This is a genomic window from Streptomyces sp. G7(2002) (assembly GCF_028870195.1).
Lineage (GTDB): Bacteria > Actinomycetota > Actinomycetes > Streptomycetales > Streptomycetaceae > Streptomyces > Streptomyces nigrescens.
In genome coordinates this window covers 381,325-403,788 of the sequence record NZ_CP102609.1, presented here as the reverse complement: position 1 = coordinate 403,788, position 22,464 = coordinate 381,325, and the positions used below count along the sequence as shown (strand labels likewise).

The 22,464-nt window shown below is 70.3% G+C and carries 19 protein-coding genes; 10 read left to right on the top strand and 9 right to left on the bottom strand.

The features are described from left to right. Positions 1-88 precede the first annotated feature (88 nt). A complete protein-coding gene (locus NUT86_RS01765) occupies positions 89-679 on the bottom strand; it encodes a TetR/AcrR family transcriptional regulator (protein WP_274732900.1) in 591 nt (196 codons plus the stop codon). Positions 680-741: 62 nt separating this feature from the next. On the opposite strand from NUT86_RS01765, the gene NUT86_RS01760 reads away from it, so the two are divergent. The 3 genes from NUT86_RS01760 (at position 742) to NUT86_RS01750 (ending at position 3,124) form a co-directional block, all read left to right on the top strand. Continuing rightward, the gene (locus tag NUT86_RS01760; protein WP_274732899.1) at positions 742-1,497 is read left to right on the top strand and encodes an alpha/beta fold hydrolase; all 756 of its coding nucleotides are present in this window, start codon (positions 742-744) and stop codon (positions 1,495-1,497) included. Further along, positions 1,494-1,964, top strand: coding sequence for an SRPBCC family protein (locus NUT86_RS01755; protein ID WP_159491821.1), 471 nt, complete (start codon positions 1,494-1,496; stop codon positions 1,962-1,964). Before NUT86_RS01760 ends, NUT86_RS01755 begins: the two co-directional genes overlap by 4 nt. Before the next feature lie 245 nt (positions 1,965-2,209). Continuing rightward, positions 2,210-3,124: an MBL fold metallo-hydrolase gene (locus NUT86_RS01750; protein WP_274732898.1), complete on the top strand. Its 915-nt coding sequence runs from the start codon at positions 2,210-2,212 to the stop codon at positions 3,122-3,124. A 105-nt stretch (positions 3,125-3,229) separates the two neighbouring features. Here the strand turns inward: NUT86_RS01750 and NUT86_RS01745 are convergent, their stop codons facing one another. After that, entirely contained in the window at positions 3,230-3,961 is a 732-nt protein-coding gene (locus NUT86_RS01745; protein ID WP_159491825.1) for a class I SAM-dependent methyltransferase, read from the bottom strand. A gap of 328 nt (positions 3,962-4,289) precedes the next feature. On the opposite strand from NUT86_RS01745, the gene rho reads away from it, so the two are divergent. Continuing rightward, positions 4,290-5,480 (top strand): transcription termination factor Rho, encoded by a 1,191-nt coding sequence (gene rho, locus NUT86_RS01740; protein ID WP_274732896.1) that lies wholly within the window; start codon positions 4,290-4,292, stop codon positions 5,478-5,480. A gap of 132 nt (positions 5,481-5,612) precedes the next feature. On the opposite strand, the gene NUT86_RS01735 is transcribed toward rho, so the two are convergent. Then, positions 5,613-5,843: a chaplin gene (locus NUT86_RS01735; protein ID WP_109886667.1), complete on the bottom strand. Its 231-nt coding sequence runs from the start codon at positions 5,841-5,843 to the stop codon at positions 5,613-5,615. 209 nt (positions 5,844-6,052) lie between these two features. After that, positions 6,053-7,756, bottom strand: coding sequence for a purine-cytosine permease family protein (locus tag NUT86_RS01730; protein ID WP_274732893.1), 1,704 nt, complete (start codon positions 7,754-7,756; stop codon positions 6,053-6,055). Positions 7,757-8,151: 395 nt separating this feature from the next. On the opposite strand from NUT86_RS01730, the gene NUT86_RS01725 reads away from it, so the two are divergent. Both NUT86_RS01725 and NUT86_RS01720 read left to right on the top strand, forming a co-directional pair. Further along, positions 8,152-9,549 (top strand): tetratricopeptide repeat protein, encoded by a 1,398-nt coding sequence (locus NUT86_RS01725; RefSeq protein WP_274732891.1) that lies wholly within the window; start codon positions 8,152-8,154, stop codon positions 9,547-9,549. Positions 9,550-9,706: 157 nt separating this feature from the next. Continuing rightward, positions 9,707-11,065, top strand: coding sequence for a vanadium-dependent haloperoxidase (locus tag NUT86_RS01720; RefSeq protein WP_274732889.1), 1,359 nt, complete (start codon positions 9,707-9,709; stop codon positions 11,063-11,065). A gap of 117 nt (positions 11,066-11,182) precedes the next feature. On the opposite strand, the gene NUT86_RS01715 is transcribed toward NUT86_RS01720, so the two are convergent. Then, positions 11,183-12,517, bottom strand: coding sequence for an MFS transporter (locus NUT86_RS01715; protein WP_159491833.1), 1,335 nt, complete (start codon positions 12,515-12,517; stop codon positions 11,183-11,185). Positions 12,518-12,758: 241 nt separating this feature from the next. Between NUT86_RS01715 and NUT86_RS01710 the strand changes: the two genes are divergently transcribed. The 4 genes from NUT86_RS01710 to NUT86_RS01695 all read left to right on the top strand — a co-directional run bounded on the left by NUT86_RS01710 (position 12,759) and on the right by NUT86_RS01695 (position 17,908). After that, entirely contained in the window at positions 12,759-13,799 is a 1,041-nt protein-coding gene (locus NUT86_RS01710; protein ID WP_274732887.1) for an NAD(P)-dependent alcohol dehydrogenase, read from the top strand. 36 nt (positions 13,800-13,835) lie between these two features. After that, positions 13,836-14,624 carry a DeoR/GlpR family DNA-binding transcription regulator gene (locus NUT86_RS01705; RefSeq protein WP_274732885.1) on the top strand — a complete coding sequence of 263 codons (789 nt, stop codon included), beginning with the start codon at positions 13,836-13,838 and terminating at the stop codon, positions 14,622-14,624. Between the two features lie 230 nt (positions 14,625-14,854). After that, positions 14,855-15,430, top strand: a complete 576-nt coding sequence (locus NUT86_RS01700; RefSeq protein WP_274732883.1) for an AMIN-like domain-containing (lipo)protein — start codon at positions 14,855-14,857, stop codon at positions 15,428-15,430. Positions 15,431-15,649: 219 nt separating this feature from the next. Then, a complete protein-coding gene (locus NUT86_RS01695) occupies positions 15,650-17,908 on the top strand; it encodes a HelD family protein (protein ID WP_109886659.1) in 2,259 nt (752 codons plus the stop codon). Between the two features lie 151 nt (positions 17,909-18,059). Here NUT86_RS01695 and NUT86_RS01690 read toward each other — a convergent pair whose 3' ends face one another. From NUT86_RS01690 to NUT86_RS01675, 4 genes are all read right to left on the bottom strand, one after another. Continuing rightward, positions 18,060-18,614, bottom strand: coding sequence for a GNAT family N-acetyltransferase (locus tag NUT86_RS01690; RefSeq protein WP_274732881.1), 555 nt, complete (start codon positions 18,612-18,614; stop codon positions 18,060-18,062). A 202-nt stretch (positions 18,615-18,816) separates the two neighbouring features. Continuing rightward, positions 18,817-19,698 carry a carbohydrate ABC transporter permease gene (locus NUT86_RS01685; RefSeq protein WP_237538027.1) on the bottom strand — a complete coding sequence of 294 codons (882 nt, stop codon included), beginning with the start codon at positions 19,696-19,698 and terminating at the stop codon, positions 18,817-18,819. After that, positions 19,695-21,098, bottom strand: coding sequence for an ABC transporter permease (locus NUT86_RS01680; RefSeq protein WP_148588023.1), 1,404 nt, complete (start codon positions 21,096-21,098; stop codon positions 19,695-19,697). Before NUT86_RS01680 ends, NUT86_RS01685 begins: the two co-directional genes overlap by 4 nt. 19 nt (positions 21,099-21,117) lie before the next feature. After that, the gene (locus NUT86_RS01675; protein WP_274732877.1) at positions 21,118-22,452 is read right to left on the bottom strand and encodes an ABC transporter substrate-binding protein; all 1,335 of its coding nucleotides are present in this window, start codon (positions 22,450-22,452) and stop codon (positions 21,118-21,120) included. Positions 22,453-22,464 lie beyond the last annotated feature (12 nt).

Here is a 22,464-nt window from a genome sequence, read left to right as displayed (position 1 = left end):
TGAAATCTGATTCAACTACACCAAGAATTAGTAAAGTTGTAGTTGATGGTGAAACGGACTCTTTAAGGGGATTGAAGCGGAGGCAGCATCAGGTCCGTGCGAGGGCCCCGTTGAGGACGGTGCCGACGGCGCGCGAGACGAAGTCCTTGTCGAGGGGCAGCTGTCGGAGGACGACGCGCACCCAGGCGGCCCCGGCCAGCAGATCCACCAGCAGCATGGTGTCGGTGTCCGGCGCGAGTTCGCCGCGGGCGAGGGCACGATCGAAGACCGGCTGCTCCAGCGCGATCCGGTCCGCGAAGAACTCCCGTATGTGCACGGCAAGTTCGGGGCTCTGAGTGGCGGCGCCCAGTACGGAGACGGCGATATCGGAGGAAGGCCGCGTGGTGAGGAGGGTCACCACCGTGCGCAGCAGGGACTCCAGATCTCCTGCGAGGCTGCCGGTGTCGGGAGGTGTGAAGTCGAGCCGGCGCGCGCCGATGAGTGCGGCACCCAGGAGTGCTCCCTTGGACGGCCACCAGCGGTAGATCGTGGTCTTGTTGACGCCGGACCGCTGGGCGACCCCCTCGATGGTCAGCCCCTCGTAGCCCTTCTCCGCCAGCAGATCCAGCGTGGCGTCGAAGATCTCCTGTGCCTTCCGTGGGCCGCCGCTGCGCCGTGTTCCGTGCCGCTCCTCGCTCATGAGGGGAGATTAGCATCAAGAACAACGCAACGTTGCGTTGCGTTTGAGGTAGCGTGCCGGGCATGGAGTCCAATGAAGCCGGGCTGCCCATCGTCTTCGTGCACGGCATGCGCGTGAGCGGCACGATGTGGCGACCCGTGATGCAAGTCATCGGAGAGCGGCACCCCATGGCGGCGCCCGACCTGCCGGGCCACGGCGAACGGCGAGGGGAACCCTTCGGTATGTCGGACGCCGTGGCGGCGGTTGCCGATGCCGTGGACGAACTCGGCGGCCGTGCCCTGCTCGTCGGGCTGTCCCTGGGCGGCTATGTCGCCCTCGCCACCGCCGGTGCCCACCCGGACCGTGTCCTCGGCCTGGTGGCCATGGGCTGTACGGCATTGCCGCGCGGGCTGTTCGGCGCCGTCTACCGGGGAGCGGCGCGGCTGGCGGCCCGGCATCCCGAGGAGGCCAACCGGCTCAGCGCCTTCGCGTTCCGCCGCGCACTGCCCCGCCCCCAGGCGGACGCCATGGTCGCCGGCGGTCTGAGCTCCGAGATCACGTCGAGCGTCGTGGAGGCCGTGCAAGGGATGGATCCACTGGCGTCACTCTCCGCGTACCCGGGCCCGGTCTGGCTGGTGAACGGCGAACGCGACCACTTCCGCCGCCATGAACGCCGCTTCCTCCACGCCTGCCGCGACGGGCGCCTCGTCATCCGGCCGAGGTGCGGACACCTCACCGGCCTCACCGGTGCAACGGACGTCGCTCGGCAGGTGCTCGATGCGGCCGCGGTCATCACGGCCCGGACACACGAGGCCACGCGCCAGGGGGGTGTGCGATGACCGGCCGGGAGTGGAGCGTGGAGGAATCCCTGGAAATACCGGCCCCGCCGCAGACCGTCTATGCGGCCCTCGCCGACGTCCGGCGGATGAAGGAGTGGAGCCCGGAAGTCGTCTGGGTGTGGCCCCGCGGCGACCGTTTCGTGGGCATCAACCGGAAGGCCTGCTGGGTCTGGTTCGCCACCTGCCGGATCGTCACCGCCGACCCCGGCCGCGAATTCGCCTTCGACAACACCACCTTCGGCCTGCCCGTGGCGCGCTGGGGCTATCGGCTGACCCCGACGGAGCAGGGCACCTTGGTCACCGAGTACTGGACCGACCGCCGTCGCCGCGGGTGGCGCCGCCGGCTCGCCGAGCTGCTGGGACTGGTCTTCACCGGCACCCCGGCCGCCCGCCGCGCCGCACTCAATCGCGCCGGTATGCGCACGACCCTCCGCCGGCTGAGTGCCGCCTGCCGGACGGCCGCTTGAATCGCGTCGGCCTCCCCGGCGTGTGGAGGGGGAGGCCCCGGCCCGCGCGCCGGTAGCCGTCAAGGGGTAGGCCATATGGCTGTAAATCACCCCACCCCATGCGTCCGTTTCCCCACCGGAAGAGGCGTTCCAGCGGCAAAGCGCAAGGTCTGCCCCCTCTTCCGGTTTTGGTGCACGACGGGGTACTTCTGATGGCAGCGCGCACCGACCGGACACCCACGCGGACCAGGAAGGACGGACCTGTCATGAGCGACGACCTGTCACCCGAGACGGAACCGGAGGAGAGTGCTGGTGCGGGCTGGTACGTCGATACGCGCTGCACCAACTGTGATGTGGCCCGGCAGCTGGCCCCCGACATGATCCGCGAACAGGACGGGCGGGCGGAAGTGTTCCGGCAGCCGCAAACCGAGGCGGAGCAACGGCAGTTGTACGCGGCCGCCTTCGCCTGCCACACCCGGTCCATCCGCCACCCCGCGCACCACCTCACCCCCGACGTGGACCCCTTCCCCCTCGCCCTGGACGACACGGTTCATCACTGCGGCCACAACTCCCGCCACACGGCGGGGGCGAACGCCTACCTGCTGCGCCGGCCCACGGGAAGCACGATGATGATCGACACGCCCCGATGGAGCGCCGAACTGGCCGACCGCTACGAGGCGTTGGGCCCCGTTACCGACGTCCTGCTCACCCACCGGGACCATGCCGCACACGGCCGCCGCTACGCCGACCGGTTCGGTGCCCGGCTGTGGATCCACGAGGGTGACCTCGACGCCGCTCCGGACGCGGACCACCTCATCCGGGGCACCGACCCGGTCGAGATCGGTGCGGGGGTGACCGCGTATCCGCTGCCCGGCCATACACGTGGCAGCGTGCTGTACCTCGCCGATGGGATGTACTGCTTCAGCGGCGACAGCTTCTACTGGTCGCGCACCACCGCCGATCTGGAGGTGGCCGCCAGTGTCACCTGGTACTCGATCACGGAACTGGCCGCTTCCCTGGCCCGGACGGCTCCTCGGCTGCGCTTCGAGTGGGTGCTGCCCGGCCACGGCGACCGCAAGCGGCTCCCGGCCGAGGAGATGACCCGCCGCCTCGCGCACCTGACGGCCCGCACCCGCACCCTTCAGCCGCAGCCCATCGACTTCACCGCTGTGCGCTGGTGAAGAGGGCGGCCGGAGCAGGGCCGGGGGAGGCCGCCTGCCCCGGTGTGTTCGGGCCGCCCATGCACCTGCACCAGGACCGGCGGTCCGCCCGTACGGCGCTCTCGCTCACCGGGCCCGGGTGGCCACCACCAGCCGGCACCGAGGGCTGCCGTCGGGGCGGCGGCCGAGCTCCGGGAGAGCCTGCAGCTGCACCTCGAAACCGGCCTGGATCAGCTCCGCGCGCACCTCGGCGAGCCGGAACGTGCGGTAGTACATGACGAAGTCCGGGCGCCACAGCGCGTTGCGCACCCGCATCACCGCGTCGAAGGCCAGCAGCGTCCAGTAGCCGGCCGACCCCGGCCGGGGAGGAGCCCCGATCGGGAAGACGAACCTGCCTCCGGGGCGCAGCACGGAGTGAACCTGCGCGAACAGCCCCGGCCGCTCCCGGGGCAGGAAGTGCCCGAACGCGCCGAAGCTCACCGCGAGGTCGAAGACCGGCCCGAAGGGGAGGGCCCGTGCGTCCGCGCGCACCCACTCGACGCGCGGTGCGGCCGCGCTCACCCGTTCACGGGTCCGGCCCACGGAGAGCATCCCCGCGCTGATGTCGACACCGGTGACCCGCTCCCGGCAGACCTGCCGCAGGACATCCATGCCCGCGCCGGTTCCGCAGCACAGATCGAGACCGCTGTCGAACGGCCCGAGCCCGTGCAGCGCCCGTGACACCGGCGTCAGCACCCGGTCCGGGGTCCGGAAGGGAGTGTGGTCGAACTTCGGGGCGAGCAGGTCGTAGCCCCGCTCGACGGAGGACAGCGCCTGGACGGCGAGTTCACGGAAGGTGGGTCCCTGGGGTGCGAACATCGCCCTCAGCATAGATCCGGTCCGTACTTCACCGCATCGGCCCCGCCGGGTGGTGGTACCGTGCTGGAGAGACGCACTCGTGCTCGCCGATTTTCCGGCGCCGGTGCCTCTTTCTCCGCTTCTCTCCGTAGCGGATTGCTTTCCCTCGCTGTTGCGCCCGCTGATTCCCGGCCGGCGATCCAGCACAGCTCTTCGGCACCCGCACTCCAGCGATGCCGCAGCTTTCTCTCTCCGGCCGCGGGCCTTTCGCCCGCGGGGCGTGATCTCACCGCCCTTCCCTGCCGGCTCCCTCCCATCGGCCCTGTTCCCATGTCCCGAGAGGACCCCCGTGACCAGTAGCACTCACCTCAGCACCCCCACCACCGCCGCTTCCCGCACCGTCGCACCGCCTGCTGCCGCGTCCTCGACATCACCCGTCGTCACGGCTGCCGGGGTCCTGGAGACGGTGAACGGACGGCAGGAATCCGGATTTCTCCGCGTGGAGGGCGGCCGTGCCTCGTCCCGCGACGTCCGGGTGCCCGCCGCCCTGATCCGTGCGGCCGGCCTGCGCACCGGTGACTTCGTCGTAGGGGTCTGCGACCGGCCGCGGTCGCTCGCCCGGATCGAAACGGTCAACGGGCACCGGCCGGGCGCCGTGTGCGGCCGGCCGCACTTCCGGGACCTCACACCGCTGCACCCTCGGCACCGCATACGCCTGGAAAGCGCCGCAGGCGGACCGGCCCCGCGCATCGTCGACCTGCTGGCGCCGGTCGGCAAGGGACAGCGCGGGCTGATCGTGGCACCGCCGAAGACGGGGAAGACCGTGCTGCTGCAGCAACTCGCGGCCGCCGTCGCCGAGAACCACCCCGAATGCCGGCTGATGGTCGTGCTGATCGACGAACGGCCGGAAGAAGTCACCGAGATGCGCCGTTCGGTGCGCGGCGAGGTGCTCGCCTCCACCTTCGACCGTCCGGCCAAGGAACACATCGCCCTCGCCGAACTGGCCGTGGAGCGCGCCAAACGACTCGTCGAGCACGGGCAGGACGTCGTCATCCTCCTCGACTCCCTCACCCGGCTGTGCCGGGCGCACAACAACGCCGCTGCGTCCGGCGGCCGTACGCTGAGCGGAGGCGTCGACGCCGCCGCGCTGCACGGCCCCAAGCGGCTCTTCGGCGCGGCGCGGCTCGCCGAGGAGGGCGGTTCGCTCACCCTTCTCGCCACCGCCCTGGTGGAGACCGGCTCCCGTGCCGACGACTACTTCTTCGAGGAGTTGAAGAGCACCGGAAACATGGAACTCCGTCTCGACCGGGTACTCGCGGGCAAGCGGGTCTATCCGGCGGTCAATGCCGCCGCCTCCGGCACACGCAGGGAGGAACTGATGCTCCCGCCGGCCGAGTTGGCGGCAACACGTCGACTGCGCCGCGCCCTCCAGACCGGGGACGGTCAGGCGAACATGCAGTCCCTGCTGGAGAAGGTCCGGCGTACACCCGACAACGCGACGCTCCTGCGGCAGCTGCAGCAGACCGCCCCAGGTGCATGACCGGCTCACCTTCCTCTCGTTCCGACCCACATGAAGTGGCCCCCGGATGTCTCTCCGAGGGCCACTTCGACCGGCACCGGCCGGGAGGGCTGCACGTCCTGAACGGCCGGGCGCCGACCGGGCGTCAGTCGGTCAGCAGGGGTCGCCGAGGGCGGGGTTGAACAGTCCGATGACGCTGACGGTGTTGCCGCAGAGATTGACCGGAATCTGGACGGGGATCTGGATGTTGTTGCCGGACACCACGCCGGGCGAGTCGAGAGCCGCGCCCCCGGCGCCGCTGTCGGCACCGGCGATTCCCGCCCCGCCGAGAACGAGGGCGCAGGCGCCCGCAGTTACCAGAGCACTCTTGATCCGGTGAGCCATCGGTCAGTCTCCTAACTGGTGGAGGAACTGCGGCTCATGGCGTTGCGGTCCCGTTGACCGCGGTGCGCCACGGCTGTGAGCCGCCCGTACGAGGCTGTCGTTCCCCACCGGCTCGCGCTCCAGAGACACCGGGCGCGAAGAGCAGACTTTTAGGTGATATGGCCGCTCGTGTTGACGCCCTGGCGGCGCTCGGCCGGACCGCCGCTGCGTCAGTTCTGCTCCGCGGGCAGCAGATGGACTCCGGTCCGGTCGGTGCTCAGGCACAGGGAGCAGACCATCGCGCCATGGTTGTGGCAGGCGGCGAGATCCGGGCGCTCGAAGTCCTGTCGGCACACATGGCACGGGAACGTGGCCGAGCTGGGGTTGCCGTCCTGGTCCAGCAGCGGAGCGTCGATCCCGTCGGAGGTGCGCCGCAAGTAGAACCTGCCCTTGGTCAGGACCGCCATCAGCGGGGTGACGACGAAGGCGATCACCGCCGCCGCGACGGGGGAGTACGGCTGGAGCGTGTCACCCAAGGCGTGGAAGTACAGGGCGATCGACAGTCCGGACGCGGCGAGGAAGGCCACCACTCCCACCGGGTTGACCGCGTAGAGCATGCCGCGGCGGAACTCGGGGGCGTGCGGGGAGAGTTTCAGCAGGTACTTGTTGACCATGATGTCGGTGGCGACGGTGACGATCCAGGCGATGGCGCAGTTGGAATAGAAGCCGAGGATGTTGTTGAGGAAGCTGAACATGTCCGCTTCCATCAGGATCAGCGCGAAGGCCAGATTGGCGAGGACGAACACCATCCGGCCGGGGTAGCGCTTGGTGACCCGGGTGAACGAGTTCGTCCAGGCCAGCGAACCGGAGTAGGCGTTGGTGACGTTGATCTTGATCTGGCTGATCACGACCAGCACCACGGCCAGCGGGATGACCAGCCAGGACGGCATCATGGCAGCGAAGGCGCCGGTGAACTGCTGGATGGGTTCGGTGGCCGAGGCCGGTCCCACCTCGGCGAGGATGTAGACGGCCAGGAAGACCCCGATGGCCTGCTTGAGCGCGCCGAGCACCACCCACCCGGGGCCGGCCATCACGACGGCCGTCCACCAGGCGCGCTTGTTCTGCTCGGTCTTGGGCGGCATGAAGCGGAGATAGTCGACCTGTTCACCGATCTGCGCGATCAGCGACAGACATACGCCCGCACCCAGCAGCACCGAGGCCGGATTGACGCCACCGCCGCCCTGCGCGCCCGTATACGAGAGGAAGGCGTGCACCGTACCGGGGTCGGTGGCGACCAGGTAGACCAGCGGCCCCACCATCAGCAGCAGCCAGATCGGTGTCGTCCAGACCTGGAGCTTGCTGAGTGCCTTCATCCCGTAGATGACCAGCGGGATCACCATGAGCGTCGAGATCACATAGCCCAGCCACAGGGGCAGTCCGAAGCCCAGCTTCAGGCCCTGGGCCATGATCGAGCCTTCGAGGGCGAAGAAGATGAAGGTGAAGCTGGCGAAGATGACGCTCGTCAGCACCGAGCCGTAGTAGCCGAAGCCGGAGCCCCTGGTGATCAGATCCAGGTCGATGTTGTAGCGCGCCCCGTAGTACGCGAGCGGGAAGCCGGTGACGAAGATGACCACTGCGGCCACGAGGATCGCGGCCAGCGCGTTCCCGGTGCCATGGGTGAGCCCGATGCCCGCACCGATCGAGAAGTCGGCCATGTACGCGATACCGCCGAGCGCCGTGGTCGCCACGACCATCGGTGTCCACCGGCGGTAACTGCGCGGGGCGAACCGGAGGGTGTAGTCCTCCAGGGTCTCGTTGACCGCTCTGTCGGTGGACGCCTCGCCGGGAGCCTCGGCGGGCGACTCGGCGGGCGCCTCGGTTTGCGAGGGCTGCCGGTTGTTGTCGGGGGCCATCACGCGTGGTTCGGCACTCATACCGGACCTCCTGGGGGTGCAAGGGGGGAAGGGGGCGTCATACCTCGCACTCGCGCCGACAGGCGCAGTGAGGCCGCGGACGGCGCATCTGGTGCTGTGTCCATGGCGGGGACGTTAGGCAGCACGTGTTTCCCGCAGCGTCTTCCCAGATGAACCGGACGTTTCCGCCGCTGCTCCCGTCGTGAAGCGGGTAAGGATGGAGATCCGGCGGCAGCGTCGGCCTGGCATCGAGGTGGGGCTGCGGGGCACCGGCACCGCGCCCCGTTTCCGCGCTGCGGGACGGCCGTTGCCGCCGCACCGTCGTGGTCGGCGGACAGGCTCGCCCGGACAGTGGCCGGGTGTTACTGCCCGTCACCTCCCCATTCCCTCACCGCACTCAGCCCGCAGGAGCCACCATGACAGCGGACCGCCACGGACATCTGATGAGTGACACCGGCGCCGAGGCCCTCGGCCCTTACGAACAGGCCCTGGACGACCTGCTGTTCTTCCGGCCCCGGGTCGCGGAGAGCACACAGTCGGTACTGGCCGCCGCGCCGCGCTCGGTGATGGGGCAGACGCTGGCCGCCTATCTGGGCGTACTGGGGACCGAGGAGAAGGACGCAGCCGCGGCACGCGACAGCTTTGCCCGCTTCCGCTCCGGACTGGACACGGCAGGGCTGACACCTCGGGAGCGGATGCATCTCGCGGCCGCCACGGCATGGCTGGACGGCGACGTGCACGGCGCCGGCCGGATCCTCGGCGACCTCACCATCGCCTATCCGCGCGATGTGCTGGCCCTCTTCGCAGGGCACCAGCACGACTTCCTCACCGGGGACGCCGCGCGCCTCCGCGACCGCGTCGGCGGCGCCCTGGACGCCTGGGACGAGGACGACCCCCACCAGGGGCCGCTGCTCGGCATGTACGCGTTCGGCCTGGAGGAGTCGGGCCATTACGAACGGGCCGAGGAGGTCGGCCTGGCGGCCCTGGCGCGGCATCCGGGCGATGTGTGGGGAATCCACAGCGTGGTGCACACCTACGAGATGCGGGGGCGCTTCACGGACGGGATCCGCTTTCTCGACGCCCGTACCGACGACTGGTCACAGGGCAGCCTGCTCACGGTCCACAACTGGTGGCACTACGCCCTCTACACACTGGAGGCCGGCGACACCGCCCGGGTACTGGAGATCTATGACTCCGCGCTCCACCACGACGGTTCGGCGGCTGTGGCAATGCAACTGCTCGACGCCGCGGCCCTGTTGTGGCGGCTGTACCTGGCACAGGACGAACAGAGCGCACGGTGGGCCCGGCTCGCCGACGCCTGGGAGAACCGCGACGACGGCCCGCACTACGCCTTCAACGACGCACACGCGGTCATGGCGTATGTGGGGTCGGGGCGTGTCGCCCAGGCGCAGCGCCTCGTCCAGGACCGGGAACGCTGGGTGGCGGCGGAGCCCCGCGGGTCGAACCGCGCCATGACGGCCGAGATCGGACTGCCCGTCTGCCGCGCGCTGATCGCCTACGGACAGCACGACTACGGCCGGGCCACCGATCTTCTGCTGCCCGTCCGTCACCGGCTGCACCAGTTCGGCGGCAGCCACGCCCAACGGGACGCCATCCAGCGGACCCTCGTCGAGGCAGCTCTCCGTGCCGGCCGCACCGAGCTGGCCCGGACCCTGCTCAGCGAACGTATCCAACTGCGCCCCATCTGCCCGTACAACTGGTCGGCCAAGGCCCGGCTGGAGGAGCAACTCGGCGACCCGGTAGGCGCCGCGGCCGCCCGCGAACGCGCCGCCGCACAGCGCCGGTCCGGGTGACGCCGGCGGCCGGACCCGGGCGTACCGCGCCGGTCCGGCCGACGCCCACGCGCGGTAGTGAGGGAGGAGGCCGGGAGAGGCATGTACACGCTCCGGCGTACGCACTCCCGGCGGCGCAGAGGCGTGTCCCTTCACCCGATTGACTGTTAAGTCGGTTATGGATACTTCTCGTTCACGCAGACGCGCAGCCGTCGGCGCCGTCACCGCACTGCTGCTCCTCGCCCTCACGGCGGTGGCGGGCCCCACGGCCGCCGTCGAAAGCCACTCGCCGCCCGCGGCGGACCCCGCGGCGATCCGCGACTGGAACGTCATCGCCACCGACACCATCAGCGCCAACCTCGGCCCCACACGGCCCTCCGGACAGGTGGTCATCTGGCACGGATTCGTCTCGGCCGCCGTCTACAACGCCGTGGTCGGCATCCAGCGCACCTACGCCCCCTACAAGTGGCGGGCGCGCGGCCCCTCCACCGCCTCACCCGAGGCGGCGGCGGTCACCGCCGCACACCGCGTGCTGCTCACCTACTTTCCCGCCTCCCAGGCGCCGCTCGATGCCGCGTACGCCGATTCGCTCGCGAAGATCCCCGAGGGGAGGGCGAAGCGGCAGGGCGTGGCCTTCGGGGAGCGTGCCGCCGCCCACCTCATCGAGCTGCGCGAAGACGACGGCCGGTTCGCACCGGTGGAGTTCACCGCCGCGCCCGCCCCCGGTGTCTGGCGGCCCACCCCGCCGGCCCATCTGCCCTTCATCGACCCCTGGCTCGCCACCCTCCGCCCCCTGCTGCTCACCTCCCCGGCCCAGTTCCGTCCCGGCCCGCCGCCCGCGCTGTCCTCGGCCCGCTACGCCCAGGACGTGAACGAGGTGAAGGTGATGGGGGCGAAGACCGGTTCGGCCCGCACCGCGCAGCAGACCGAGACCGCCCTGTTCTTCGGGGGCAATCTGGCGGTGCAGTTCCAGTCGGCGTTCCGGGACCACACCGCCCGGCACCACCTGGACATCGCCGATACGGCACGGATCTTCGCCGCGGGGAACGCCTCGGCAACCGACGCCGTCGTCACCGCATGGGACGCCAAACTCCACTACGGATTCTGGCGGCCGATCACCGCCGTCCAGCTGGCCGACACCGATGGCAACCCCGCGACCGACGCCGACCCGCAGTGGCAGCCGCTGCTCGTCACACCACCGCACCCCGACTACCTCAGCGGTCACACCACGGTCGCCGGCGCCGTGATCCGGACCCTGACCGGGATTCTCGGCACCACTCATATCGACCTCAACGTTCCCTCCGAGATCACCGGCACCACACGCCACTATGCGGAGGCCGGCCAGTTCAACGAGGACATGATCAACGCCCGCGTCTGGGCCGGAATCCACTTCCGGACGGCGGACGTCGTCGGATGCCGGGCCGGCACCCGTATCGGCGTCTGGGCGCTCACCCACTACTTCTCACCGCTGCGCCCGGCAGGCCGGCATGCCATGCCGCCGGCCCAGCAGTTGTGCCCGCCCGGCAGCGCGAGCTGACCGGGCCGCTATCGCTCGCCGATCGCCGATCACCGAAGGCAGGACCGCGGCCGGCCGGTGCATGCCCGGCCGGTCGCCCGGCCGGCCGGCGAGCGAGGCGAGAGGTCCCTACGGCGTTCAGTGACGGCCGGCGGGAACTCCCTTGTCGTCGACGGCCGGTGCGGTGGCAGGTGCGGTGAACTCCGGGTCGGGTTCGAGGAAGCGGATCGCGACCGCGGTGGCGAGATGCAGCAGCGCGAAGATCCAGGCGATGCCCTGTACCCCGACCGGTCCCAGGGCGACGGCGACGATGGCCGGTCCGGCGAAGGTGCTCGCTCCGGCTCCCAGATTGAGTGCGGACATGGCCTGTCCCTTGTGGCGAGGCGCCAGCGCGGGGATCAGAGCCGAGATCGGTACGTAGCCGGCCAGGGCGATGCCGTAGAGGGCGGCGGCGACCGCGGAGGCGGCGAAGTGCGGACCGGCCACGACCGGGACGTAGTACAGCGCCAGACAGGTCACCGCGCAGGCCACGGCGCCGAACCAGGTCATGGTGCGCTGCCATCCGAGCCGGTCGCCGACGGCGCCGAAGAACAGGTTGGCGAAGATGTTCGCGGCGAACATCACGCTGAGCAGCCGCAGCCAGGCCGAGGTGCTGAAGCCGACCGTCTCGGTGAAGAAGAACGGCAGACAGACCAGGAAGCCGAACTGGGAACCGGTGCTGACGACGCGCACCGCGGCGCCGATGGCCACGCGCGGGCGGCGCCGCATGATCGAGACGCTGCCGGCCAGCGTCGTCAGCGGATTCCCGCCGAGCGGGGCGAGCCCGGACCGGCCGGTGGGCTCGCGCACCAGCAGCAGGGCGAGCAGACCGCCGAGCGCCACCAGGCCGAGCGCGAGCCACAAGGTCTCGTAGGAGCCGACCAGCGGGATCGTGGCGCTGGCCACCAGGGAGCCGAGGGTCGGCAGGCCGCCGGTGAAGGCGAACCAGTACCACCCGACCGCCGTTCCCAGCCGCTGCGGTGGGGTCGCGGCGGTGACCCACACCAGGAACCCGTAGGCGAACAGGGGGTAGCCGAATCCGCGCAGTCCGTAAACGAGCAGCAGCAGCGGATAGTTCATGGACGGCAGCGCCACCGTCAGCAGGACCACCTGGAAGACGAGCCAGATGGCGAAGCCCGCGGTCATCACCCGCCGTGGTCCCCACAGGTCCGACAGGGCTCCCGAGAGCCAGGCGCCGACGGCGACGGTGATGCCGTAGACGGCGATGACCACCGCCGCATCGGCCTTGGCCAGGCCTTGGTCGGCCAGGTACTTCGAGAAGAAGCCGGTCTCCACCCCGTCACCCGTCATGAACAGCAGGACCCCGGCGAAACCCCAGGTCAGGGCGGGGGGAATGCCCAGGCGGGCGGAGAGGGAGCGACGGGGGCCGACGTCCGGGGTCCGTGGCGGTCGACGGCGAGCGGAGCTGCTCATGAGCCCTCCAAGGGGGCGGATCTTGACGAGGGGGTGGGCACGGGGAGCGGCTCACCGGTCGCGGAGACGGTGAGCCGGCGTAAGTCTTCTCGCATTTTGTGCGAAGTCAAGACTGCTCTGATAAAAAAAGAGGCGGTACCGTGCTGAAGCCAAGGGGCGACGCGGCAGCCCGCCGGTCCGGAACCGGAGCGCGCGACGCCCTCTCCACATCCCCATCCCCCGAGGGAGCCGTGAGCCCGTCATGACCGCCACATCCGGGATTCCCGCCACCATGCGCGCCGCTGTCCTGCACGGACCCGGGAAGCTGAGCCTTGAGGAACGTCCCGTCCCCGATCCCGGCCCGGGGGAGGTCCTGGTCCGCGTCGAGGCGGTCGGGACCTGCGGCTCGGATGTGCACTACTACCGGCACGGACGCATCGGCGACTTCGTCGTACGGGAGCCGCTCGTCCTCGGGCACGAGGCAGCCGGCACGGTCGTGGCCTGCGGCCCGGGCACCGACACCCGCCGGATCGGCCGGCGCGTCTCCATCGAGCCCGGCACCCCGTGCGGAAGCTGCGGTGAATGCCGCCCGGGCCGCTACAACCTGTGCCCGGACATGAGCTTCCTCGCCACCCCGCCGGTGGACGGCGCCTTCTGCGAATATCTGGCCGTGCACCAGGACTTCGCCCACGAGGTCCCCGACTCCCTCACCCTTGAGGAGGCCGCACTACTGGAGCCGCTGTCCGTGGCCGTCTGGGCCTGCCGCAAGGCCCATGTCGCCCCCGGCGACCGTGTCCTGATCACCGGCGCGGGGCCCATCGGCCTGGTCGCCGCCCAGACGGCACGGGCCTTCGGCGCACGCGAGGTCATGGTCACCGACGTCCTCCCGCACCGCCTCGCACTCGCCCGTGCCACAGGCGCCACCGCCCTGGACGTCTCGGCCACCCCGCTGAGCGAAGCCGGGTACACCCCCACCGTCCTCCTGGAGTGCTCCGGCGTCCCCGCGGTGAGCGGCGAGGCGATCCGTACGGTGGGCCGGGCCGGCCGGGTGGTCCTCGTCGGCATGGGCGGCGACGAGATCCCGCTCCCGCTGAGCCGGGTGCAGAACTACGAACTGGAACTGACCGGCACCTTCCGCTACGCCCACACCTGGCCCACTGCGACGGCGCTGGTGGCGTCGGGTGCGGTCCGGCTCGACTCCCTGGTCTCACACGGTTACGGTCTTGCCGAGGCCGAGAGCGCACTGACCGTCGCCACCCACGACGCGACCGCCGTGAAGGCCGTCATCTACCCGCAGCGGTAGGCGCTGCCGCTGTCCGAACGGAAAGGGGCGGCCCCGATGGCTTCCACACGGTCGTCGCTGGCCGAGGTCGACCGGCGACGGCAGGACGTACTGGCCCATGTCGTCGAGCACGGCGAAGTCCGCATCGACGATCTGGCCAGACACTTCGGGGTCAGCCTCGCGACCATGCACCGCGACCTGGACCAGCTCGCCGAACGCCGGCTGCTGCGCAAGGAACGCGGCCGGGCCGCACCCTTCCCGAGCCTCACCATGGAGACCGCCACCCGCTTCCGCATCGGCGTGAACCACCCGGTGAAGGAGGCGCTGTGCGCCGCCGTCGCCGACGAGATCCGGCCCGGCAGCACCGTCGTGCTGGACGACTCGACCACGGTCTTCCCGCTCGCGGACCGGATCGCCCGGACCGAAGCGGTCACCGTGGTCACCAACTCCCTCGGTGTGGCCAGGCTGTTCGACGAGACGCCGGGCACCGACGTCACACTCCTGGGCGGTCGCTACCGCGGTGAGTTCGGCTCCTGCGTCGGCCCCGACGTACTGCGCGGTCTCGGCCGGATCCGCGCCGACCTCGCGGTGATGTCGGCGGTGTCCGTGCTCGGCGGCCGCCTCTTCCACCCGATCCGCGAGTATGCCGAGATCAAGGAGGCCATGCTGGAGTGCGCGCAGCGGTCACTGCTGCTGGTGGACCACAGCAAGTTCGGCAAGACCGCCACCCACGCCTACGGCGACATCGGCCACTACGACCGGGTCGTCACCGACCGCGGTACACCGGCCGAGGAACTGACCGCACTGCGCAGCAAGGGCGTGACCGTCGACGTGGCCGAGGTCTGACGGCACCTCCACGGCTGACGGCACTTCGAGGGCTGACGGCCCTTCCGCGGCCGACGGCACATCCGTGGCCGCAACGCGGCCCGGCCGGAGGGCGTCCGGTGCCCGTCACTCCGTTTTCACGACAACTTGGCCCCTTCGTCGGCCAAAAGCCGACCGGCGCACAACTCCGTCGCCTCCGCGCCCGTCCTACCGCACGCATCTGTACACAGGTTCTTCTCTGGAGGTAAGTCATGCGACGGTTGGGGACAGCGGCCGCGGCGTTCGTGCTGGCGGGCGTCGGGGTGGCGGGCACGGCCGGGGTGGCCGGCGCCGCGACCGGCCCGGAGGGTAAAGCCGCCCCGGCCACGACCTGTTCGACCGCCTGGGGCAGTGGCACCAAGTCGGCCACGGACGCGTACGGCGGGCCGCTGAAGAACATCAGGACCGGCCGGAACGCCTGCTACGACCGCATGGTCTTCGACATCAGCGGGGCGAACGGCAAGGTCGGCTACCACGTCGGGTATGTCGACGCGTTCCACCAGGACGGCTCGGGCGAGAAGATACCGGTCAGCGGCGGCGCCATCCTGCAGGTCTATGTGTCCGCGCCCAGCCACGACCCGGCGACCGGCAAGCAGACCTACGCAGGGACGGCCGGCAAGCCGCTGCCGGGGGTGAACCTCGCCGGATACCGCACGTTCAAGGACACCAAGTTCGGGGCGAGCTTCGAGGGTCAGACCCAGGTCGGTCTGGGCGTACGCGCCAAGCTGCCGTTCCGGGTGCAGCAGTCCGGTCACGAGCTGATCGTGGACGTCGCACACACCTGGTGATCCGGTGCACGATCCAGGGCCGCCCGGTGTCGCTCCGCTGAAAGGCATGAGCTGACACCGGGCGGCCGTCGTGTGGAGTTGCTGCCGGACAAAAGGAAATACCCCGGAACGAGTTGACGTCCGGGGTATTTCTCTGGGTATATTGAGGGCTTCTGTGTCTTGAGGAATTCAAAGGCAGAAGCTCATCTACATACCGAACTTTATCCGAGCGGAGCTGAATTGTCAAACAAGGAATGGCAACACGAGCAGGAATTCATCGATCTGCTCCATGACCGCCTCACCGAACTGCGGGACCTGGCCGAGACGGCGGTGCACGCCGCCGCCCTGCCGCCCGAAGGCAACCACGCCCAGATGCGGCTGGAGCGCAATGTGCTGGTGGCCGAACAGTCCGGCCTGCTGGCCGCCTTCAACGCCGGGGAAAACGGTCTGTGTTTCGGTCGGCTGGCATTCCGCGACGGCCGCGATCACCACATCGGCCGGATCGGTATCCGGCGCGACGATGCGGACCGTACCCCGCTCGTCATCGACTGGCGGGCCGAGGTCGCCCGCCCGTTTTACCTCGCCACCGGGCACACCCCGATGGGATTGCGCCGCAGGCGGCACATCACGACCGACGGCAGACGGGTCACCGCCCTGCACGACGAGATCATGGACCTGGCCGACGCCGTACGGACCGGACACGAGGGCACCGACGCGGACGCCGTATTGCTGGCCGCACTGGACGCGGCGCGCACCGGACGGATGCACGACATCGTGCAGACCATCCAGGCCGAGCAGGACGGCATCATCCGCGCCCCGCACCACGGCATCCTCGTCGTGGAGGGCGGGCCCGGCACCGGAAAGACCGTCGTCGCACTGCACCGCGCCGCCTTTCTGCTCTATGCGCACCGGGAACAGCTGGCCCGCCGTGCCGTGCTGATCGTCGGGCCGAACCCGGCGTTCCTCAGCTATATCGCGGAGGTGTTGCCCTCGCTCGGCGAGACGGGTGTGCTGCTCGCCTCGCCCGGCGAACTCTTTCCGGGCGTGACCGCGACCGGGACCGACACCCCCGAAGCCGCCGAGGTCAAGGGCGGTGCGGCGATGGCCGACGCGCTCGCGTCCTTCGTCCGGGACCGGCAGGCCCTGCCCGACCCCGTGATCGTGATCGACCACGAGGACGGCGAACTGCGGCTGGACGCGGACATGGCGCGGGAGGCGCGGAGCCGGGCACGGGAGACCAGGCTGCCGCACAACCTCGCCCGCCCCCACTTCGCCTTCCGCGTCATCGACGCGCTCACCGCGCAACTGGTCGACCGGATCGGCGCGGACCCCTTCGGCGGTCCGAATTTCCTCGGCCCGGACGACATCGCCCAGCTGGGCAAGGAGATCGCCACCAGCGCCGAAGTGCACCACGCCATCGAGGAGTTGTGGCCCGAGCTCACCCCTGAACAGCTGGTCGCCGACTTCCTTGCCGATCCCGTCCACCTCCCGGACGCCGAGGCGGACGCGATCCGGCGGGCGGACGGCGACTGGACCCCCGCGGACGTTCCGCTGCTGGACGAGGCGGCCGAACTCCTCGGCGAGGACACCTCGGCGGCCCGCGCCGCCGCCGAGGCGGAGCGCCAGGAACGGATCGACTACGCCCAGGGCGTGCTCGACCTCTCCTACGGCTCCCGCACCCAGGAGTTCGAGGAACGCGACGACGAGGAGTCGGAGGTGCTGGCCGCGCACGACCTGGTGGACGCGGAACTGCTCGCCGACCGGCACGAGGAGGCCGACCACCGCAGCGCCGCCGAACGCGCCGCGGCCGACCGGACCTGGGCGTTCGGCCACATCATCGTGGACGAGGCACAAGAGCTGTCCGCCATGATGTGGCGGTTGCTGATGCGCCGTTGCCCCACCCGTTCGATGACGTTGGTCGGCGACCCGGCGCAGACCGCCGAGCCCGGCAGCTGCGGCTCATGGGAGGCGATCCTCGCGCCGTACGTGGACGACCGCTGGGACCTCGTCAGGCTCGGCGTCAACTACCGTACGCCGACCGAGATCATGGAGGTCGCGGCGCAGGTACCCCGGTCCGCGGATCCGTCCTTCACACCGCCGCGTTCGATCCGCTCGACCGGTGTACGCCCCTGGGCGCACCGTACGGACGACCTCGCGCGCGTGGTCGCCGAGACGGTCGCACAGGAGAGCCACCAGGACGGCCGGCTCGCGGTGATCGCCCCGTCCGCCCATCACGAGGCCCTGGCCGCCGCCCTCCCGGACGTCTCCGCCGGGCCCGCCCCGGATCTGACCGGTGCGGTGGTACTGCTCGGCCCGCGGCAGGCCAAGGGCCTGGAATTCGACTCCGTGATCGTGGTGGAGCCGGCCGAGCTCGGTGCGAGCGATCTGTACGTCGCGCTCACCCGGGCGACACAACGGCTGGGCGTGATCCACACCGGGCCACTGCCGGCCGGACTGGAGATGGAGCCGAGGCCGGACGCCGCCCCCGCGAGCCGATGACCGCACCGCGCCGGGCGCCGCATCGTGCTGTGCGGCGCCCCGGCTCCGTGCCCATGCAGCCGCAGCGCGGGCGGGGGAGCGGACCCCTTCCCACCGGCCCGGACCGGCTCCGGCGCCCCGCCGCTTCCCTGACGGCGCGGACCGGCCGGCTTCACCCTCGTTCGGCGGCCCGCCATGCTCCGGCGGAGATCCGGTACAGCACACTCCGGCGCAGCGGGCCATCGGACACGTCGGGATCGTCGAAGTCGTCGGCGGGGTCGCGGGTCATGCCGAGGCGGCGCATCACCGCCTGTGAGGGGAGGTTGGTGGCCGTCGTCACCGCGAGGATCTCCGGCAGGCCGAGAGTGGTGAAGCCGAAGGACAGGGCGGCCTCGCCGGCCTCGGTGGCGTAGCCGTTCCCCCAGGCCGAACGGGCCAGCCGCCAGCCGGCCTCCACTCCGGTGAACGGCATGTGCTCATCCACCGGGTCCAGACCGGTGAACCCGATGAACTCCCCGGTGGCCCGCACTTCGAGCGCCCACCATCCCCAGCCGCGGTGAGTGAGATCGGCCTGGAAACCGGCGACGGATGCCGCGCTCTGCTCAGGTGTGAGCACCTCCGGGAAGTGCGCCCGGACCTCGGGATCGGCATTCATCGCGGCCCAGGGGCCGAGGTCGGACTCCCGCCATTCGCGGAGCAGCAGGCGCTCGGTGCGCAGTTCGGACATCGCGCCAACCTAGCCCGCGCAACGCCCGGAGGACGACCGAATAACGCGGCGCCCTCGGGACGGCCACGGCCGGGACGGAGCCGCCGGCTCGTCGTGCCCCCTCCGCGGAGGAACGGAGCAGCGCGCGACACGATGCTGACGTGTGCCGCGCGCTGCCCTCCCCTCCCCGGGGAGGCCCGGTCCCCCCGAACCACCGGGCCGGCTATTTGACCGAACCGGCCATGATGCCCTGAACGAAGTGCCGTTGGAACGCGAAGAACACGATCAGCGGCACGATCAAGGACAGAAACGCGCCGGGCGCCAGTACCCCGATGTTGCTGCCGAACTGCCTCATCTGTGACTGGAGGGCCACCGTCAGGGGCTGCGACTGGTTGTCGGCGAAGAGAAGGGCGACCAGCATGTCGTTCCAGACCCAGAGGAACTGGAAGATGGCCAGGCTGGCGATGGCGGGGCGGCCGAGCGGCAGCACCAGCTGGGAGAAGATCCGCCACTCCCCGCCGCCGTCCATCCGGGCCGCCTCCAGCATCTCCTTGGGGATCTCCGCGAAGTAATTGCGCAGCAGGAAGATGGCGAACGGCAGACCGTAGGCGGTGTGGAAGAGCACCACACCGGGAATCGAGCCGAACAGCCCCAGCGCACCGAACAACTTGGCCACCGGCAGCAGACCGATCTGGACCGGCACCACCAGCATGGCGACCACGACCAGGAAGACCCAGTCCCGGCCCGGGAAGTCCATCCAGGCGAAGGCGTATCCGGCCAGCGCGGCGATCACCACGACGGCCAGGGTGGTGGGCACCGAGATCAGCACCGTGTTCCAGAAGGCCTGGACGATGCCGGAATCCTTCAGCAGCGCCGTGTAGTTGTCGAGCGACAGCTGGCCGGGCGTGGTGAGCGCGGTCCACCAGCCGCTGCTCGCGTTCGCCTCCTCCGTACGCATCGAGGAGAGGAAGAGCCCGGCGGCAGGGGTGAGCCAGACCAGACCGACGAGGAGCAGGAACACCTGGATCACGCCGCGGCTGAGCCACTTCGCCGGCCCTGTACCGGCCCGCCGGCGGGACGCGGGGGTTCCGTTGACGGTGGTCATGACTGGCTCCTGCGGAAACGTCGGATGTTGAGGGCCATGGCCGGCACCACCAGGAGGAGCAGCAGGACACCCAGGGCGCTGCCGAGTCCCTGGTTGTTGCCGCCGCCGAAGGAGACCAGCCACATCTGCAGGGCCAGGACATTGGCGTCCTGCTGCACGGGTCCGGGGGCGATGATGTAGACGAGGTCGAAGACCTTCATCACATTGATCACCATCGTCACGAACACCACACCCAGGACCGGGCCGAGCAGGGGAACGGTGATCCTGCGGAAGACCTGCCACTCGTTGGCGCCGTCCATCCGGGCGGCCTCCAGGACATCCCGCGGCATCGAGGAGAGTCCGGCGCCGATGAGGACGAGCGCGAAGCCGGTCCAGATCCACATGTAGGCGCCGATGATGGCGGGGGTGATGAGGGCCGGACCGAGCCAGGAGACGCCCTCGTACGGCGGAGCGAAGTCCTTGGCGGGGAGCTGGACGGCGTAGGAACCCGGGGCCAGGCCGGCCAGGCGGTAGGAGCCGTCCGGTGCGGTGGTGGCCGTGGCGGCCACCTTGCCGCGGGAGTCGACCGCCTCGACCGAGAGCTTGGGCAGCCCGCGTTCGCCGCGGTCCACCGTGCCGGGCTTGCCGCCACCGCCGGGGGTGAAGTCGAGGTAGACCACACCGCGCAGTTCACCGTCAGCGGCAGGGGACTTGGCGGCCGGTGCGGCCGGCCGCGCCTGCGACGGCATGTCCTTGGGCGGGACGCCGACCAGACCGAGGTTGACGGTGTTCCCGGGGCCGGTGCGCCGCGCCGTGCGGTAGGAACCGTCTTTGCCCTTGGTCAGCTGCTTGTCGCCGAGGCGCGCCTTGGCGGTCGGGAAGGAGGTGGACTTCCCCTGGACGCTGTCGTGGATGCCGACGGTGACCGCGTTGAGCACACCGCGCTGCGGATCCTGCTCGTAGGCGAGACGGAAGATGATGCCGGCGGCGAGGAAGGAGATCGCCATGGGCATGAACATCAGCAGCTTGAACGCCGTCTTCCAGCGGATCTTCTCCGTCAGGACGGCGAGGACCAGGCCGAGTCCGGTCAGCAGTGCGGGGGCGAAGACGACCCAGATCGCACTGTTGCGGATGGCCCTGAGCGTGGCGGGGTCCTGGAACATCGCGGTGTAGTTGTCGGCGCCGACGAAGGTGTCGCCCGAGGCGTCGTACAGGCTGCGGATGACCGAGAACACGATGGGGTACGCGACGAGGGCGCCCAGCAGCAACAGCGCGGGGAACAGGAACACCGCGGCGATCCGCCGGCGGCGCCGGACCGCGCGCCGCACGGGGGCGCTCGCCTTGCCGGGTGAGCCGCCCGGGGGGAGGGGCGCGGTGCCGCGCGACGTGGCGGGCGGCACCGCGGGAGTGGTGACAGGCATGGGATCGGGCCCTTGGTCCTTACTTTCCGTACGCCTTGGCCGCGGCGGCCTCGAGCTTGCGGGCCGTGGCCTCCGGGTCCGAGGGGTCGCGCAGGAAGTCCTGCAGCAGCTTCCATTCGCCGGCGCCCTGGGTGCCGCCGAAGGCCGCGGGGGCCTGGTCGGACATGTCGAAGCGCACGGAGTTCCCGGCCTCGGTCAGCGACTGGGCGGCCTTGCGGGTGACCTCGTCGTGGTAAGCGTCCGCGGGCACCTTCTTGTTGGGCGAGATATAGCCGCCGGCCTTGGCCCACACCCCGGACGCCTCGGGCGTGGCCAGGTACTTCACCAGCTCCATCGCGGCCTTCTTGTGCTTCCCGGCCTTGAGCACCACGGCGGCGTCACCGCCGCTGACCACCGGTGCCTTGCCCTCGTCGACCGCGGGGAAGGGGAAGAACTTGGCGTCCTTGCCGACCTGCTTGTGGAGCTCATCGGTGACCAGGGCACTGACGAAGTCCCCCTCGTAGACCATGGCCGCCCCCGGCTCCGGGCCGAAGACCTGCTGGACGGACTCGGGGAAGTCGGTGCGCAGCGCGCCCGAACCGCCCCCGGCCACCAGGTTCTTGTCGCTGAAGAGCTTGCTCAGAGCGGTGAGCGCCTTGACCACGCTGGGGTCGGTCCACGGGATCTTGTGGGCGGCGAGCTTGTCGTACTTCTCCTGCCCGGCCTGGGAGAGGTAGATGTTCTCGAACCAGTCGGTGAGCGGCCAGCCGGCCTCGCCCGCGACGGAGAACGCCGGCACCCCCGAGTCGGAGAGCGTACGGCCCGACTTCAGCAGCTCCTGATAGGTCTTCGCGGGCTTCACGCCGGCCTGCGCGAAGGCCTCCGGGCTGTACCAGACCGTCGACTTGTGCGAGGCCTTGAAGTACAGGCCGTAGTAGGTCTTGTCGACCGTGCCGTAGTCCTTCCACACCTGCGCGAAGTTCTTCTTGGCCTCGGCGCCGATCTCCGCCGAGAGGGGCGCCAGCCAGCCCTTCTTGGCGAACTGCTGGAGCACACCGACCTGCGGCACCATCACCACATCGGGGGCGTTGCCGCCCTCGACCTGGCTGCCGATCACCGTCGAGACGTTGTCACCGGTGGAGGAGAAGGTGACCTTCGCGCCGGTCTTCTCGGAGAACGCGTCCAGGACCTTCTTGAAGTTCTGCTGTTCCACACCGGTCCAGACACCGGCCACGGTGACGCTCTCACCGCTCAGTTCCTGCTTGCCGCCCCCGGCGGAGACTCCGCCGCCGCAGGCGGTGGCGGAGAGCGCCAGGCCGAGCACGGCCGCACCGGACAGGGCGGCTCGGGTGTGTCGTACAGAGGGTCGTCTCATCATTGGGATTCC

What these genes read in the sequence shown, in the direction of transcription:
- NUT86_RS01765 (WP_274732900.1), bottom strand. Translation starts at nt 679, where the DNA reads ATGAGCGAGGAGCGGCACGGAACACGGCGCAGCGGCGGCCCACGGAAG.
- NUT86_RS01760 (WP_274732899.1), top strand. Translation starts at nt 742, where the DNA reads ATGGAGTCCAATGAAGCCGGGCTGCCCATCGTCTTCGTGCACGGCATG.
- NUT86_RS01755 (WP_159491821.1), top strand. Translation starts at nt 1,494, where the DNA reads ATGACCGGCCGGGAGTGGAGCGTGGAGGAATCCCTGGAAATACCGGCC.
- NUT86_RS01750 (WP_274732898.1), top strand. Translation starts at nt 2,210, where the DNA reads ATGAGCGACGACCTGTCACCCGAGACGGAACCGGAGGAGAGTGCTGGT.
- NUT86_RS01745 (WP_159491825.1), bottom strand. Translation starts at nt 3,961, where the DNA reads ATGTTCGCACCCCAGGGACCCACCTTCCGTGAACTCGCCGTCCAGGCG.
- NUT86_RS01735 (WP_109886667.1), bottom strand. Translation starts at nt 5,843, where the DNA reads ATGGCTCACCGGATCAAGAGTGCTCTGGTAACTGCGGGCGCCTGCGCC.
- NUT86_RS01730 (WP_274732893.1), bottom strand. Translation starts at nt 7,756, where the DNA reads ATGAGTGCCGAACCACGCGTGATGGCCCCCGACAACAACCGGCAGCCC.
- NUT86_RS01725 (WP_274732891.1), top strand. Translation starts at nt 8,152, where the DNA reads ATGACAGCGGACCGCCACGGACATCTGATGAGTGACACCGGCGCCGAG.
- NUT86_RS01720 (WP_274732889.1), top strand. Translation starts at nt 9,707, where the DNA reads ATGGATACTTCTCGTTCACGCAGACGCGCAGCCGTCGGCGCCGTCACC.
- NUT86_RS01715 (WP_159491833.1), bottom strand. Translation starts at nt 12,517, where the DNA reads ATGAGCAGCTCCGCTCGCCGTCGACCGCCACGGACCCCGGACGTCGGC.
- NUT86_RS01710 (WP_274732887.1), top strand. Translation starts at nt 12,759, where the DNA reads ATGACCGCCACATCCGGGATTCCCGCCACCATGCGCGCCGCTGTCCTG.
- NUT86_RS01705 (WP_274732885.1), top strand. Translation starts at nt 13,836, where the DNA reads ATGGCTTCCACACGGTCGTCGCTGGCCGAGGTCGACCGGCGACGGCAG.
- NUT86_RS01700 (WP_274732883.1), top strand. Translation starts at nt 14,855, where the DNA reads ATGCGACGGTTGGGGACAGCGGCCGCGGCGTTCGTGCTGGCGGGCGTC.
- NUT86_RS01690 (WP_274732881.1), bottom strand. Translation starts at nt 18,614, where the DNA reads ATGTCCGAACTGCGCACCGAGCGCCTGCTGCTCCGCGAATGGCGGGAG.
- NUT86_RS01685 (WP_237538027.1), bottom strand. Translation starts at nt 19,698, where the DNA reads ATGACCACCGTCAACGGAACCCCCGCGTCCCGCCGGCGGGCCGGTACA.
- NUT86_RS01680 (WP_148588023.1), bottom strand. Translation starts at nt 21,098, where the DNA reads ATGCCTGTCACCACTCCCGCGGTGCCGCCCGCCACGTCGCGCGGCACC.
- NUT86_RS01675 (WP_274732877.1), bottom strand. Translation starts at nt 22,452, where the DNA reads ATGAGACGACCCTCTGTACGACACACCCGAGCCGCCCTGTCCGGTGCG.